The following is a 15,057-nucleotide window of genomic DNA, read 5'->3' as shown; positions in this document are numbered from 1 at the left end:
ACGCGATGACCGCGGGCCCCGCGAGCGGCATGGCCTCGCTCGCGTGGCTCCTCGTCGCGCTGCCCCTCCTCGGTGCGGCCGTCCTGCTCCTCGGCGGGCGACGCACGAACAAGGTCGGGCCGGCCCTCGCGACGGGCCTGTCCTGGGCGAGCTTCGGCGTGGGCGTCCTCGTCATCGTCCAGCTGCTCGGCCAGGCCGCCGGCGAGCGGGCCCACCACCTCACCCTGTGGAACTGGGTGCCGGCGGGGACCTTCCAGCTCGACCTAGGGCTGCTGGTCGACCCGCTGTCCATCGCGTTCGTCATGCTCATCACGTTCGTCGGGTCGCTCATCCACGTGTACTCGCTCGGGTACATGGAGCACGACCCCGACAAGCGGCGCTTCTTCGCCTACCTCAACCTGTTCGTCGCGGCGATGCTCCTGCTCGTCCTCGCCGACAGCTACCTCCTGCTGTTCGTCGGCTGGGAGGGCGTGGGCCTGGCGTCCTACCTGCTCATCGGGTTCTGGAACCACAACCCCGCGTACGCCACCGCCGCGAACAAGGCGTTCTTCGTCAACCGCGTCGGCGACCTCGGGCTGTCCATCGCGATCATGACGATGTTCATCACCTTCGGCGGCGTCGACTACGCCACCGTCAACGAGGGCGTCGCCGGCGCGAACCAGGCCACGCTCACCGCGATCGGCCTGCTCCTGCTGGTCGGCGCCTGCGGCAAGTCGGCGCAGTTCCCGCTGCAGTCCTGGCTCGGGGACGCGATGGCCGGCCCGACGCCGGTGTCCGCGCTCATCCACGCGGCGACGATGGTCACCGCCGGCGTCTACCTCGTCGTGCGCTCGCACGTCATCTTCGACGCCGCCCCGGACGCCGCGCTCGCGGTCGCCCTCGTCGGTGCCGTCACGCTGCTCTTCGGTGCGGTCGTCGGCTGCGCCAAGGACGACATCAAGAAGGCCCTCGCGGCCTCCACGATGAGCCAGATCGGCTACATGATGCTGGCCGCCGGCCTCGGCCCGGTCGGGTACGCCTTCGCGATCTTCCACCTGCTCACGCACGGCTTCTTCAAGGCCGGGATGTTCCTCGGTGCCGGCTCGGTCATGCACGGCATGAACGACCAGGTGAACATGCGGCGCTTCGGCTCGCTGTCGGGCGCCATGAAGGTCACCTGGGCCACGTTCGCGCTGGGCTGGCTGGCCATCCTCGGTGTCCCGCCGTTCTCCGGCTTCTGGTCCAAGGACAAGATCATCGAGGCCGCGTTCATCGGCGAGGGCTGGAAGCCGTGGGTGCTCGGCGGTGCCGCGCTCGTCGGTGCCGGCGTCACCGCGTTCTACATGTCGCGCCTGTTCTTCATGACCTTCCACGGCGAGAAGCGCTGGACCGACGACGTGCACCCGCACGAGTCGCCGCGCATCATGACCGTCCCGATGATGGTGCTCGCCGGTGGGTCGGCCTTCCTCGGCCTGCTGCTGGCGTGGCCGTTCGCCGAGACCGCCCCGATCGTGTCCTGGCTGGCGCCGGTCGTCGGCGAGCACGGCGAGGAGCACCCGGTCATCGCGGCGCCGATCCTCATCCTGCTGACGCTGGTCTTCGTCGTCGGCGGTGCCGGCCTCGCGTGGGCCCGCTACTGGCGTGACGACGTGCCCGAGGTCGCCCCGCGCGGCTCGGTGCTCACCCGCGCCGCTCGCGTCGACCTCTACCAGGACGCCGTCAACGAGGGCCTGTTCATGCGCCCCGGCATCCACCTGACGCGTTCGCTCGTCTTCGCCGACGCCAAGGGGGTCGACGGCGCCGCCGGCGGCCTCGCCGCGCTCGTCGGCGGGTTCTCCTCGAGGCTGCGTCGCCTCCAGACCGGCTACGCCCGGTCGTATGCCCTGACGATGCTCACCGGTGTCGTCGCCGTCCTCGGTGCTCTGTGGGTGATCCAGTGAACTCCCTGCCCCTGCTCACGCTCATGATGGTCGTGCCGGTGCTCGGCGCGGTCGTCGTCGCGGCGCTGCCCGCGGGCTCGGCGCGGCTCGCGCGGCCCGTCGCGCTCGGGGCGTCGGTGGTCACCCTGGCCCTCGCCGTCGCGGCGTGGGTCGCCTTCGACAGCGGCTCGGACCAGATGTTCCAGCTCACCGAGACCCACTCGTGGATCCCGCAGTTCGGTGTCTCCTACGCGCTCGGCGTCGACGGCATCGCGCTCTCGCTCATCGTCATGGCGGCCATCCTCACGCCGGTCTGCCTGCTCGCGGCGTGGAACGACGTCGACGAGTCCGAGCCGGGCCGCGTCAAGCGCTACTTCGCGCTGATGCTCGTCCTCGAGGCCTTCATGGTCGGCGTCTTCGCCGCCACCGACGTCTTCCTGTTCTACGTCTTCTTCGAGGCCATGCTCATCCCGGTGTACTTCCTCATCGGGCTGTTCGGCGGCGAGCGCCGGCAGTACGCCGCGATGAAGTTCCTGCTGTTCTCCCTCGCCGGCGGGCTCGTGATGCTCGTGGCCGTCATCGCCGTCTACTTCGTGGGCCCCGGCGGCTCCGACGGCTTCCTCGTCGAGAAGCTCATGGGCAACCTCGACGGCTCGGAGGCGGCGCTGCGCTGGATGTTCGTCGGGTTCTTCTTCGCCTTCGCGGTCAAGGCCCCGATGTGGCCGGTGCACACCTGGCTCCCGGACGCCGCCACCGCCTCGCGGCCGGCGACGGCCGTCCTCCTCGTCGGCGTCCTCGACAAGGTCGGCACCTACGGGATGATCCGCTTCTGCCTCCAGCTCTTCCCGGAGGCCTCGCAGTGGGCGACGCCGGTCGTCATCACGCTCGCGGTCATCTCGGTGCTGTACGGCGCGCTGCTGGCCATCGGGCAGACCGACATGATGCGGCTCATCGCCTTCACCTCGATCAGCCACTTCGGCTTCATCGTCCTCGGCATCTTCGCGATGACGAGCGTCGGCGGCGCCGGGTCGACCCTCTACATGGTCAACCACGGCTTCTCGACCGCCGGGCTGTTCCTCATCGCCGGCTTCCTCGTGGCGCGCCACGGCAGCAAGCGGATCCCCGACTACGGCGGCTGGCAGCGGGTCACCCCGGTGCTCGCCGGGACCTTCCTCATCGCGGGGCTGTCCTCGCTCGCGCTGCCCGGGCTGTCCTCGTTCGTCTCCGAGTTCCTCGTGCTCCAGGGCACCTTCCAGCGGTACAAGGTGGCGGCGGTCATCGCGGCGCTCGGCATCGTGCTCGCGGCGCTCTACATCCTCCTCATGTACCAGCGCGTCATGACCGGCCCGAAGCCCTCGTTCCCCGAGGGTGAGGCGCCGCCGCGCGACCTCTCGCACCGCGAGAAGTGGGTCGTCGCGCCGATCATCGCCTCGTTCGTCGTGCTCGGCTTCTACCCGAAGCCGGTCCTCGACCTCGTCAACCCGGCCGTGGACCGGACGCTGCAGATCGTCGGCGTCACCGACCCCGCGACCGCCGAAGCCTCCGGGAGTGCCCAGTGATGCCCGCCGCGTTGCCCGCCGCCGAGTTCCAGCAGGTCTCGATCAACTACGCCGCGGTCATGCCGATGCTGCTCGTCGTGGCCGGTGCGCTGGTCGGCGTGCTCGTCGAGGCCTTCGCGCCGCGCGCCCGCCGGCACGCGATCCAGGTCTGGCTCACCGTCGGCGTGCTCGTCGCGGCGCTGGCCGTCCTCGTGCTCTGGAGCCGGGACCACCAGGCCGTCACCCTCGGCGGCTCGGTCGTCGTCGACGGCGTCGCGCTCTTCCTCCAGGGCACGCTGCTGCTCCTGTCGGTCATCGGCGTCCTCGTCATGGCCGAGCGCTTCGGCGGCGTCGGCTCGGACGCCTTCACCCCGATGGGCGCCTCGACGCCGGGCTCGACCCAGGAGGACATGGCCACCCGCGCCGGGTACGCCACCTCCGAGGTCTTCCCGCTCACCCTCTTCGCGGTGCTTGGGATGATGGTCTTCGTCAGCGCCAACGACCTCATCACCCTCTTCGTCGGCCTCGAGGTCCTCTCGCTGCCGCTGTACGTGATGACCGGTCTGGCCCGGCGGCGCCGCCTGCTCTCGCAGGAGGCCGCGCTGAAGTACTTCCTCCTCGGGGCGTTCTCCAGCGCGTTCTTCCTCTTCGGGGCGGCGCTGCTCTTCGGCTACGCCGGCTCCTCGGACCTCAAGGCCATCGCCCAGGCCATCACCACGACCTCCGGTGACATGGACGGCCTGCTGCTGCCCGGTGTCGTGCTCACCCTCGTCGGCCTGCTGTTCAAGGTCGGTGCGGTGCCGTTCCACCAGTGGACGCCGGACGCCTACCAGGGCGCCCCGACCCCGGTCACCGGCTTCATGGCCGCCTGCACCAAGCTCGCCGCGTTCGGCGCGATCCTGCGGCTCACCTACGTCGGCGTCGGTGCCGACCGGTGGTCCTGGCAGATCGGCGTCGCGGCCGTCGCTGTCCTGACGATGGTCGTCGGCGCGGTGCTCTCGGTCACCCAGACGGACGTGAAGCGCCTGCTGGCGTACTCGTCGGTCGCGCACGCGGGCTTCATCCTCGTCGGGGTCCTCGCGTTCTCGCAGGCCGCGGTCGGCGGCGTGATGTTCTACCTGCTGGCTTACGGCGCGACCACCATCGCGGCCTTCGCGATCGTGACGATGGTGCGCCAGGACGGCTCCGAGGCCTCGCACCTGTCGCAGTGGGCCGGGCTGGGCCGCAACCACCCGGTCATCGCGGGCGTCTTCGCGTTCCTCCTGCTGGCCTTCGCGGGCATCCCGCTGACGTCGGGCTTCACGGCGAAGTTCGCCGCGTTCGCCCCGGCCGTCGAGTCCGGGACCACCGGAACGGTTCTCGTGGTGGTGGGTGTGCTCGCGTCCGCGGTCACCGCCTTCGTCTACGTGCGGCTCATCGTGCTCATGTACTTCACCGAGCCGGTCGAGGGCGTCGTCGCCCTTCAGCCGTCGGTGCCGTCGACCATCGCCATCACCCTGGGTGTCGTCGTCACCGTCGTCGCCGGTGTCGCGCCGGCCGCCATCCTCCAGCTCGCGGGCAACGCGTCCCAGTTCCTGCTGTGAGCGTGGTGGGCGGCGAGACGGCGCAGCGCGGCACCCCCTCGGTCCTCGCGCTGCCGGGCGCGAGCGAGGGCCTGCGTGAGCGTCTCGCCGACGGGCTGGCGCGGGTCGAGGCGCTCATCGTCGAGCGGGTCGACCACGAGGACCCGTTCATCGCGCAGGCGTCCTCGCACCTCACCCTGGCCGGCGGCAAGCGATTCCGGCCGCTGCTGACGCTGCTGGCCTCCGAGCTCGGGTCGGGCTCGTCGTCGTCGGTCGTCGCCGCGGCCGCAGGGGTCGAGCTGACCCACCTCGCGTCGCTGTACCACGACGACGTCATGGACGAGGCCGACGTGCGGCGCGGGGCGCCGTCCGCGAACGCGTTGTACGACAACTCGACCGCGATCCTCGTCGGTGACCTGCTCTTCGGCACGGCCTCCGACATCGTGGCCGACCTCGGGCCCGAGGCCGTGAAGATCCAGGCGCAGACCTTCGTCCGGCTGTGTGCCGGGCAGATCCGCGACGACCGGCCGTGCCCGGAGGGCCAGGACCCGGTCGAGTACTACCTCCAGGTGCTCGCCGACAAGACCGGAGTCCTCATCGCCACCGCCGCCCGGTACGGCGCGATGTTCGGCGGCTGCCCGCCCGAGGTGGTCGATACGATGCGCGAGTTCGGCGAGCGGCTCGGGATGGCCTTCCAGCTGGCCGACGACCTCATCGACATCTCCTCCGAGGCCGACGAGACCGGCAAGACCCCGGGTACCGACCTGCGCGAGGGGAAGCGCACGCTGCCGGTGCTGTTCGTGCTGGCGTCCTCCGACCCGGCCGACGCGCGGCTGCAGTCGCTGCTGACCGGTGACCTGTCCGGTGACGCCGAGCTCGACGAGGCGCTGCGCCTCCTGCGGGCGCACCCCGCGATGGAGCAGGCCCGCGAGCACACCTTCGCGGTGGCGTCGCGGGCTCAGGCGGTGCTCGACACCCTGCCGCCGAGCGACGCCAAGGACGCGCTGCACGCCCTCGCCACGGGAGTCGTCACCCGCGTCGGCTGACCACCCCGAGTCGAGTGCGGAAGTGGCTGCCTCGGCGACCACCTGCGCACTCGACTCCGAGGAGGAGGGGCGGCAGGGAGGTCACGAGAGCGGGGTGAGCACGGGCTCCTGCTCGCGCACGGGCTTCCTGGGGATGCTCAGCGCGATGGCCACGGCGGCGAAGCACAGGACGGCCGCCCCGAGCCACGCCCAGTGGTAGTCGCCCTGCGCGGTGCGCACCCAGCCGGCGACGCTCGCTCCCACCCCGGCGCCGACCATGTGCGACGCGAACACCCAACCGAACACGACGCCCGAGTCCGTGAGCCCGAAGTGCGTGCGGCACAACGCGACCGTCGGCGGCACGGTGGCCACCCAATCGAGCCCGTAGAACACGATGAACACCCACATGCCGGGCTCGACTCCGGGCGCCAGGACGGCGTCGAGGGCGAGCAGCGACACCCCGCGGCCGAGGTAGTAGCCGGCGAGCAGCAGGCGCGGGTCGACCTTGTCGGTGAGCCAGCCGGAGCCGATCGTCCCCGCGATGTCGAAGATCCCGACGACGGCGAGCAGGCCGGCGGCCGTGGTGGCCGGCATCCCGTGGTCGTGGGCGGCGGGGACGAAGTGGGTCTGGATGATGCCGTTCGTCGACCAGCCGCAGACCCAGAAGGTCAGCACGAGCGCCCAGAACGTCCACGACCGCGAGACCTTCGTCAGGGTGCGGACGGCGCGGCGGGCCGGTGGCTCGGTGGAGGCGGCGGCCATCGGGGCCGGGGCAGCAGGATCGGCGCCGTAGGGGAGCAGGCCGCGGTCGCGCGGGTGGTCGAGGAGGAGCAGTGACACGAGCACGGCGACGAGCAGGGCGAGGACGGCGACGATGCCCGCCGCCCAGCGCCACCCCGGCCCGTCGGCGGCCCGGGCGATGACCGGGAGGAAGACGAGCTGGCCGGTGGCGTTGGCCGCCGAGAAGATGCCGGTGATTAGGCCGCGGTGCCGCTCGAACCACCGGTTGGCCACGACCGCACCGAGCACGAGGGCCATCGCGCCGGTGCCGATGCCGATGAAGACGCCCCACAGCAGCCAGAGCTGCCACGCGGAGGTCATCACGGTGGTGAGGCCGCTCGAGACACCGACGACGACGAGGGCGACGGCCACGGTGCGGCGCACGCCGAAGCGCTCCATGAACGCGGCGGCGAACGGGGCGGTCAGGCCGTAGAGGACGAGGTTGAGGCTGACCGCGCCCGAGGTGGTGGCGCGGCTCCAGCCGAACTCGGACTCGACCGGCTCGAGGAGCACGCCCGTGGAGGAGCGGAAGGCCGCGGCGGCGACGAGCGCGGCGAGGGTGACCGCGGCGACGAGCCAGGCGCGGTGGGGGAGGGTGCGTGGGCCGCGGGTCCGGTCCCCGACGAACTCCTCGAGGTCCTCGGTCACCGGCCCATCGTCGCACTAGGGTCGGGCTGTGGACCACGTCTCCGATGCCGTGACCGCCGGCTGGGACGCCGCGACGGCCGGCCTGCCGGCACCGCTCGTCGTCCTCGACCTCGACGCCTACGAGGCCAACGCCGCCGACCTCGTGCGGCGGGCGGGCGTCCGGCCGATCCGGGTGGCGTCGAAGTCGCTGCGCTGCCGGTGGGTCCTCTCTGACGTGCTGGCCCGGCCCGGGTTCTCCGGGGTGATGGCCTACGCGGTCGGTGAGGCGGTGTGGCTCGCGGGCGCCGGGGTGCGGGACGTCTACGTGGCCTACCCGTCGGCCGACGTCGCCGCGCTGCGGGCGGTGGGCTCGTCCGAGGAGCTCCGGCGCGAGGTGACGGTGACCGTCGACTCGGTCGAGCACGTGCGGTTCCTGCGGGACGCCCTCGGTGACGGGGTGCGCGGGCTCGGGGTGGCGCTGGACGTCGACGCCTCGGTGCGGGTCGGTCCGGCGCACCTGGGGGTGCGGCGCTCGCCCACGCGCACGCCGGCGCAGGCACTGGCCGTGGTGCGGGCCGCGCTCGGCGTCGGGCTCGACGTACGCGGCGTGATGTTCTACGACGCCCAGGTGGCCGGCCTGCCGGACTCGCCCGCGGTGCGGCTGCTCAAGAAGCGCTCGGTGGCCGAGCTGGTGCAGCGACGGGCCGCCGTGGTGGAGGCGGTGCGCACCGAGGCCGACCTTCGCTTCGTCAACGGCGGCGGCACCGGGAGCCTGCACACCTTCGGGTCCGACACCGCGGTCACCGAGCTCGCCGCGGGGTCCGGCCTCTACGCCTCCACGCTCTTCGACGGCTACGACGCCTTCTCCCCGCGCCCCGCGATGGCCTACGCGCTCGACGTCGTGCGCCGGCCGGCGCGGGGCATCGTCACGGCGTTCGGGGGTGGGTACGTGGCCAGCGGCGAGCCGGGGTGGTCGCGGGTGCCGTCGCCGGTACGGCGCGGCTGGTCGCTGTTGAGGAGCGAGGCGGCCGGTGAGGTGCAGACCCCGGTCGAGGGCGAGGGCGTCGAGCGGCTCGGCATCGGCGACCGGGTGTGGATGCGGGGGGCCAAGGCGGGCGAGCTGCTCGAGCGCTTCGACGCGCTGCACCTGGTGCGCGGCGGCGAGCTCGTCGACACGGTGCCGACCTACCGTGGCGAGGGGCGGAACTGGGGATGAGCGGTGCGACCGGCACGACCTGGCGGAACTGGGGCGGCAACGTCGTCGCACACCCCGCGCTCGTCACCGACGTGGCGACCGTCGAGGGCGTCATCGGCGCCGTGACGGCGGCGGGGGAGCGCGGGCTGACGCTGCGGGTGGCCGGCACCGGCCACTCGTTCACACCGCTCGTGGCGACCGACGGCGTGCTGCTGCGGATCGACGGTCTGCGCGGCGTGCTCGGCGTCGACCGTGAACGGATGCGGGTGCGCGTCGCCGCGGGAACGCCTCTGCACCAGCTGAACCCGGCGCTGCAGGCGCTCGGGCTCGCGCTGCCGAACCTCGGCGACATCGACCGGCAGACGATCAGCGGGGCCATCGCGACGGGGACGCACGGCACGGGGGTGCGGCTGCAGGGCATCGCGGCGGCAGTGTGCGGGCTGACCATGGTGACTGCGGATGGCTCGGTGCTGCGCTGCTCGGCCGAGGAGTCGCCGGAGGTGTTCCAAGCGGCGCGGGTGGGGCTCGGGGCGCTCGGGGTCGTCGTCGAGGTCGAGCTGCAGTGCGTGCCGTCCTTCCGGCTGCACGCCCGCGAGTCGGGGGAGTCGTTCAGCGAGACGCTGGTCGGCATCCACGAGCTCGCCGACGCGCACGACCACCTCGACATGCACTGGTTCCCGCACACCGACCGCGCGCTCGTGAAGCGCAACGACCGGGTCGGGCCGGGGAAGGGGCCGGGACCCCTGCCGGCGTGGAGGGCACGGCTAGACGACGACCTGCTGGCCAACCGGCTGTTCGAGGGCGTCAACCGCGTGCTGACCCGCGTGCCCGCAGCGACGCAGCGGGTGAACCGGGTGAGCGCCAACGTCCTCGGGGCCCGCGAGTTCGCCGACGACTCCTGGAAGGTCTTCTGCTCCTCGCGCGAGGTGCGCTTCGTCGAGTCCGAGTACGCCGTGCCGCGCGCGTCGGTCGTGCCGGTGCTCGAGGAGCTGCGCGCCTGGTTCGAGCGCAGCAGTGAGCCGGTGCCCTTCCCCGTCGAGGTGCGTTTCGTCGGCGCCGACGACGTCTGGCTCTCCACCGCGTACGAGCGCGAGAACGCCTACGTGGCCGTGCACCAGTACCACCGAATGGACCCGCGCCGCCTCTTCGCCGTGTTCGAGGCGATCGTCGCCGAGCACGAGGGCCGCCCGCACTGGGGCAAGGTCCACACCCTCGGCGCCGAGCGGCTGCGCGGCCTCTACCCCCGCTTCGACGACTACCGCGCCGTCCGCGACCGCCTCGACCCGACGCGCCTCTTCACCAACGCCCACGTCGCGCACCTCCTCGACGACTGAGCGGCGACTTTCCACGCCGTCACCGTGACGACGCGGAAACTCCACGCGGACGCGGATGCATCCGCGTCGCGGGCCAACATCCACGCCATCACCGTGATGACGCAGAAGCTCCCGACGCCGTCCCGGCCGTCCGCGCGGGTCTCGTCAGGCGAGGCCGCGGTGGGCCGACCACTTGGCCGCGGCCTCGGTGGCGGCGGCCTCGACGAGGGCGGCCAGCTCGAGCGAGTCGGGGAGGCGGAACGAGGTGTACGCCCCGCGCCCGCCGGCCGTGGGGCGCCCGTAGGCCTTGGCGGCGAGCGTGCCGTCGGGGAGCATCCGGACGTTGAGGGTGGTCAGCAGGAACTCCTCACCACGTCGGGTGTCGTTCCACTGCAGGCGCTCCGGCACGCTCACGTTGATCGCCATCGCGCTGACCTCGACCTCGTCGTCCATCGGGCCATCCTGCCCCGATACGGCGTCCGCCCGTGGCGGAAACCCTTGCCGATGCCCGCCGCGTCGAGCAGGGTCGGGGGATGGTGAGCGTGGAGCGGGTCGACGTCGGCGGGGGAGTGCACCTCTCGCACGTCGTGCGCCGGCCGGCGACGGCGAGCGGTGCGCGGCCGGTCGTCCTGCTGCCCGGCACGGGGATGACCGCGCGCGACTGGGACGTCGTGACGGCCGACCTCTCCAGTGACCGCACCACGCACGCCGTCGACCTGCGCGGCCACGGCGGCAGCGACCGCCCGGGCACGTACTCCATCGCCCTGATGGCCGCCGACGTCGTCGGACTGCTCGACGCGCTCGGCGAGCCGGCCGTCGACCTCGTCGGCCACTCGCTCGGCGGGCTCGTCGCGTGCCGGTTGGCGGCCGAGCGACCGGCGCTGGTGCGCCGCCTCGTCCTCGAGGACGTCGGTGTCCCGCACCGGCGTACGCCGGCGCCACCGGCCCGGCCGGAGGGTGGGCTGCCGTTCGACTGGGCCGTCGTCGAGCAGGTGCGCCCGGAGATCGACGACCCCGACCCCGGATGGGGTGAGGTGCTGCGGCGGGTCGCTGCGCCCACCCTCGTCATCGGTGGCGGGGAGACCAGCCACGTCCCGCAGGAACACGTCCGCGAGCTCGTGCGTGTGCTGCCGGTCGGCCGGTTGACGGTCATCGACGCCGGGCACCTCGTGCACGCCACCGAGCCCGAGCAGTTCATCCGGGCGGTCCGGACGTTCCTCGACGAGTGACCCCTGCGTCAGGAGCCGAACCACTTCTGCCAGAACGGCACTCGCGGCTCGCCGTCGGCGGCCTCGGGCTCGGGAGCCGTCGGCGGCGGGTCCTGCGGCTGGTCCTCCGGCGAGCTCGCGTACGGGTCGCCGGTCAGGAGGAAGTCGGTGACCGCGACGACGACGATGCCGGACGCGTCGGACCCGAGCCACGTCGGGTACACCCCGTCACCCCAGCCCGAGGAGCAGATCGCCACGGGCTCGGCGCCCGGCTCGGGCGCGGCGACGGCCGCGCTCCGGGTGCCGATGCCGTCCTCGAACAGCCTCTGCGACAAAGGGTCCTCGAGCATCCCCTCGTCCTCGGCGAGGACGCGGCCGGCCACCCGCATCGCGTCGGGGCTGCCGAAGGACCCGGTGCCCGCGTCGACGCCGTAGCCGAGGAACTCCTCGTCGCCCAGGGTCGACGGATCCTGCCCGGGGAGCGTGGCCATCCGCCAGTCGACGACCGGGCCGGGGCCCGCGACGAGCACGAGGGCCGCCACCCGCTCGTGGTCCTCCCCGACGAGCGCCCGCACGGCGACGACGTCGGCCTCCTCGGCGCCGAGGGCCTGCACGAACGGCGCCGGCTCGGCATCCATCACGTAGGGGTCGGCGGCGACCAGCAGCCCGCCGGGCAGCGAGATCCGCCCGACCCGCTCGCGCTCGAGCCGGTGCCTGGCGACGGTGGGGCCCTGGTGGTCGGCGAGCTCACCGTCGAGGACGGCGGCGTACATCCATCGGGCGCGCTTCCGCCACCACAGGGCGCCGTCGGGGTCGGGAAGGGACTGTGCGGGAGGAAGATCGGTCACGGGTGCACCTCCGTGCGCTCGTCGTGGGAGTGGTCGGCGGCGGTGCGTCGAGCGCGGTACCGCAGGACCCACCACCCCAGGACCGCGAGGAAGGCGAGCCCCACGGCCAGGTTCACGGGCGACCCCTTGACGCCAACGGCCACGAAGCTGATGGCCGCCGCTATCGCGAGCAACGCCCAGGAGAACCACCGGAGGAAGCCGCGCACCCAGCGGACGTCCTCGTCGACACCGGCCGCCTCGAGCAGGCCGGTGGTGCTGACCCGCTCGCCGAGGCCGGGGAGCAGATCGCCGGCGGGGGTGTCCGGGAAGCCGGGCGGCAGCGGCAGCCGGAGGTGCTCGACGAGGTCACGCCACGCGCCGGTCCCGGACCGGGGTCCCGAGAGGAGGAGGGCGAGGGCGCGGACGTCGACCCCGGACACGACCGCGGCCAGCACCTCGGCCGCGGCGACCGCCGGCTCGCGCTCCAGCCCGGAGGCGCCGCCGGGCTCCCAGCCCAGGACGAGGACCCGCTGCTCGCGCCGCCACACCTGCAGCTCCGAGCGCCACTCGCCGACGCTGAGCAGAAGCGAGTCCCCGTGCTCGCTCGTCTCCTCGGCCGCGCGGTCGAGGGCGGTGGTCGGGGCATCGGGCAGGACCCACACCCATCCGGGCGCCGGGGACCCGACGACGCGCACGGGGGTGCGGGCCCACCGTGCCCGCTCGGCGACCCCCGCGTGCTCGCCCACCGCGAGGACGAGGCGCGCGGTCACTTCCGCCCTGCCGCCTTGACGGACACGGCGCTCCGGAAGCGCAGGAAGCCCTCGCGCGGGTCGTCGGCCCAGTAGCCCCAGGGGTAGCGGGTCGCGTGCGGGCCCAGGGCGACGAACTCGTCGAAGGACTCGTCGAAGCGGCCGAGCAGCATCAAGGTGGCGGCGAGGACTCCCCGGTGGACGGCGACGACGTGGTAGCGCTCGGGGTCGGCCTGCGCCAGCCAGCCCGTCGTCAGGGCGATGGCCTCCTCGGCCCGCCCGGCCCGGGCGACGTCCTCGGCGCCGTCGGCGACCGCGTGCTCGAAGACCGCGTCGAGCGGCAGGGTGCGGACGCGCGAGTCGGCCGGCGCCTCGGCCGCGAGGCCGAACGCGACGTCGTAGGCCTGCTCGTGCGACCCGAACCACTTGGCCGTCTGCAGCTCGAGGGCCGCGCGCAGGCCGCCGTGGTGCCACGGGTCGATCTCGCGCAGTGCGCTGACGTAGCCCTGCCAGACCTCCGGCGGGGCCTCCAGCCCGCGCGCGTGGATGAGCCCCAGCCGCCACGGCTCGGGGTCGTCGTCGGTGCGGTCGACGGCGCGCTGGAGGGTGTCGGTGGTGTCGCCGAGCGTCGCGTGGAAGGCCTTGAACTGCTCCTGCGAGACGTTCTCGGCGCGCTCGCGGGTGCGGTGCTCCCACGCGCTGTTCAGCCCGAGCGCCGAGCGCACGACGAGCGGGGCGGGGTCGTCGGGGCCGGCCTCGGTCTCCCACGCGTCCAGCCACTGCGGCGTGCGCAGGGACATCCGCGCGAGGAGGTCGACGGCGTGGCTGCGGTCGTCCCACGCCCGACGACGATGGGTGGACGCGAGCAGGTCGGCGGCGGGTGCGTGGTCGCCCGCGACGGCGGCCTCCATCGCCGGTGCGAGGCCGGGCATCGGTGCGTCCGCGACGACGGCCTCGTCGGGCACGAGCGCGGCGGCCATCGCGTCGCGGTTCTTCATGTACCTGCGGAACTCGTTGACCTTCCGGAACACCGGATCCCCCTCTCGTCGGCGCCCTCCGCGCCGAGAGGAGTGTCGCACCCGGGCGGGGCCGAGGTCGATGGTCGCGCCGTAAGCGATCCGTAAGGCACCGGCCCTCGTCCCCGGTCGGGTGGGCTCGGCACGATGGGGACGGACGCCGACGGAGGAGCGCGACATGGGACGAACCACCACACGGGCCTTCGTGGCCGTCGTCGGCGGCCTGGCCGTCCTGGGTTCCGCCGCAGGCCTGCCGGCGGCATCGGCAGAGACGGCCGTCGTCGTCGACCGGCAGTACACCTACCAGGCGCTGGGCACGCTGGGCGGGACCGGTGGATGGAGCGAGCCGGCCGCGAGCAACGGTGCGGGCACCGTCGTCGGCACCTCCAACGGCCACGCCTACCGCTTCCGGGCCGGGGTGCTCACGGACCTGGGCGACGGACTCCCCGGACCCGGAGGGGAGAGCTCGGCCCGGGGGGTGAACCTCTCCGGAGTCGTCGTCGGACAGTCCCACGTCGACGGCGTCAACCCACCGCACGCGGTGCGCTGGACCAACGGCGTGATGACCGACCTGGGCACGGGGTACGGCAGCGGGAGCGGCAGCGCGGCACGCGGCATCAACGACGACGGCACGGTGGTCGGGGTGCGGTACGCGAGCCAGTCCTCGCCCACCCGCGCCGTCGTGTGGCGCGGCGGACGGATCATCGACCTCGGCAGCCTGGGCGGGACGACCACGAGCCCGTGGTCCACCCTGAGCGAGGCGCACGCGGTGAACAACGCCGGGCAGGTCGTCGGGGCCGCGCTGCCGAAGGAGGGCTACCCGCTGCACGGGTTCATCTGGGCGAACGGCGTGATGCGCGACCTCGGTGGGCTCGGGGGCACCGTCGAGGCCACGGTGGCGCTGGGCATCAACGGCATTGGCTCCGTCGTCGGCTTCTCCCAGGCGAAGAACGGTGAGACGCACGGCTTCCTGTGGACGAACGGGGCGATGCGCGACCTCGGTGTCCTCGGCCCGGACTTCACCTACCGCAGCAGCCAGGCGGCCGGCATCAACGACGCCGGCGTCGTCGTGGGCAGCGCTCGCGTCTCCGGAGCCGCCTACGGGTACAGCGTCGGCACGGTCTGGAGGAACGGCGTGCTCACCGACCTCAACAGCGTGGTGAACGTCCCCTCCGGTCGCCGCATCCGGCACGCGATGGACGTCGACAACAAGGGCGTCATCGTCGCCCTCAGCTGCGAGATCCGCTACTGCGAGGACAGCGGCCACACCGACCGGACCGTCATCCTGCGGCCCGTCGGCTGACCTGTGGCCTGCCGCC

At 73.0% G+C, this 15,057-nt stretch carries 13 protein-coding genes; 8 read left to right on the top strand and 5 right to left on the bottom strand.

From position 1 onward, the window contains the following. Positions 1-5 precede the first annotated feature (5 nt). From nuoL to ACQZ2A_RS10490, 4 genes are read left to right on the top strand one after another with little or no spacing between them, the layout of a single operon-like run. A complete protein-coding gene (gene nuoL / locus ACQZ2A_RS10505) occupies positions 6-1,919 on the top strand; it encodes an NADH-quinone oxidoreductase subunit L (protein WP_430210633.1) in 1,914 nt (637 codons plus the stop codon). Next, entirely contained in the window at positions 1,916-3,457 is a 1,542-nt protein-coding gene (locus ACQZ2A_RS10500; RefSeq protein ID WP_430210500.1) for an NADH-quinone oxidoreductase subunit M, read from the top strand. The genes nuoL and ACQZ2A_RS10500 overlap by 4 nt, the downstream gene beginning before the upstream one ends. Continuing rightward, positions 3,457-5,019: an NADH-quinone oxidoreductase subunit NuoN gene (gene nuoN / locus ACQZ2A_RS10495; RefSeq protein ID WP_430210497.1), complete on the top strand. Its 1,563-nt coding sequence runs from the start codon at positions 3,457-3,459 to the stop codon at positions 5,017-5,019. Before ACQZ2A_RS10500 ends, nuoN begins: the two co-directional genes overlap by 1 nt. Beyond that, positions 5,016-6,044, top strand: a complete 1,029-nt coding sequence (locus ACQZ2A_RS10490) for a polyprenyl synthetase family protein (protein ID WP_430210494.1) — start codon at positions 5,016-5,018, stop codon at positions 6,042-6,044. The genes nuoN and ACQZ2A_RS10490 overlap by 4 nt, the downstream gene beginning before the upstream one ends. Positions 6,045-6,125: 81 nt before the next feature. Here the strand turns inward: ACQZ2A_RS10490 and ACQZ2A_RS10485 are convergent, their stop codons facing one another. Further along, complete coding sequence (locus ACQZ2A_RS10485) at positions 6,126-7,451, bottom strand: MFS transporter (RefSeq protein WP_430210491.1); 1,326 nt, start codon at positions 7,449-7,451, stop codon at positions 6,126-6,128. Positions 7,452-7,479: 28 nt separating this feature from the next. Here ACQZ2A_RS10485 and ACQZ2A_RS10480 point away from each other — a divergent pair, with 28 nt between their 5' ends. Then, positions 7,480-8,646 carry an alanine racemase gene (locus ACQZ2A_RS10480; protein WP_430210490.1) on the top strand — a complete coding sequence of 389 codons (1,167 nt, stop codon included), beginning with the start codon at positions 7,480-7,482 and terminating at the stop codon, positions 8,644-8,646. Then, entirely contained in the window at positions 8,643-9,959 is a 1,317-nt protein-coding gene (locus tag ACQZ2A_RS10475) for a D-arabinono-1,4-lactone oxidase (RefSeq protein WP_430210487.1), read from the top strand. The genes ACQZ2A_RS10480 and ACQZ2A_RS10475 overlap by 4 nt, the downstream gene beginning before the upstream one ends. 144 nt (positions 9,960-10,103) lie before the next feature. On the opposite strand, the gene ACQZ2A_RS10470 is transcribed toward ACQZ2A_RS10475, so the two are convergent. Continuing rightward, positions 10,104-10,391: a hypothetical protein gene (locus tag ACQZ2A_RS10470; RefSeq protein WP_430210486.1), complete on the bottom strand. Its 288-nt coding sequence runs from the start codon at positions 10,389-10,391 to the stop codon at positions 10,104-10,106. An 80-nt stretch (positions 10,392-10,471) separates the two neighbouring features. Between ACQZ2A_RS10470 and ACQZ2A_RS10465 the strand changes: the two genes are divergently transcribed. Continuing rightward, entirely contained in the window at positions 10,472-11,167 is a 696-nt protein-coding gene (locus ACQZ2A_RS10465) for an alpha/beta fold hydrolase (protein WP_430210483.1), read from the top strand. 8 nt (positions 11,168-11,175) lie between these two features. Here ACQZ2A_RS10465 and ACQZ2A_RS10460 read toward each other — a convergent pair whose 3' ends face one another. The 3 genes from ACQZ2A_RS10460 to ACQZ2A_RS10450 are packed head-to-tail and all read right to left on the bottom strand — an operon-like array spanning position 11,176 to position 13,753. Beyond that, positions 11,176-11,994 carry a DUF4241 domain-containing protein gene (locus ACQZ2A_RS10460; RefSeq protein ID WP_430210481.1) on the bottom strand — a complete coding sequence of 273 codons (819 nt, stop codon included), beginning with the start codon at positions 11,992-11,994 and terminating at the stop codon, positions 11,176-11,178. Continuing rightward, complete coding sequence (locus tag ACQZ2A_RS10455; RefSeq protein ID WP_430210478.1) at positions 11,991-12,743, bottom strand: hypothetical protein; 753 nt, start codon at positions 12,741-12,743, stop codon at positions 11,991-11,993. Before ACQZ2A_RS10455 ends, ACQZ2A_RS10460 begins: the two co-directional genes overlap by 4 nt. Next, positions 12,740-13,753 (bottom strand): hypothetical protein, encoded by a 1,014-nt coding sequence (locus ACQZ2A_RS10450; RefSeq protein ID WP_430210476.1) that lies wholly within the window; start codon positions 13,751-13,753, stop codon positions 12,740-12,742. The genes ACQZ2A_RS10455 and ACQZ2A_RS10450 overlap by 4 nt, the downstream gene beginning before the upstream one ends. A gap of 163 nt (positions 13,754-13,916) precedes the next feature. On the opposite strand from ACQZ2A_RS10450, the gene ACQZ2A_RS10445 reads away from it, so the two are divergent. Next, positions 13,917-15,041, top strand: coding sequence for a hypothetical protein (locus tag ACQZ2A_RS10445; protein ID WP_430210473.1), 1,125 nt, complete (start codon positions 13,917-13,919; stop codon positions 15,039-15,041). Positions 15,042-15,057 lie beyond the last annotated feature (16 nt).

Source organism: Phycicoccus avicenniae, assembly GCF_050496545.1.
In the GTDB taxonomy this organism is placed as follows: Bacteria; Actinomycetota; Actinomycetes; order Actinomycetales; family Dermatophilaceae; genus Phycicoccus; species Phycicoccus avicenniae_A.
The sequence above is the reverse complement of the archived record's forward strand: the minus strand, read 5'-3'. Positions and strand labels throughout refer to the sequence as shown.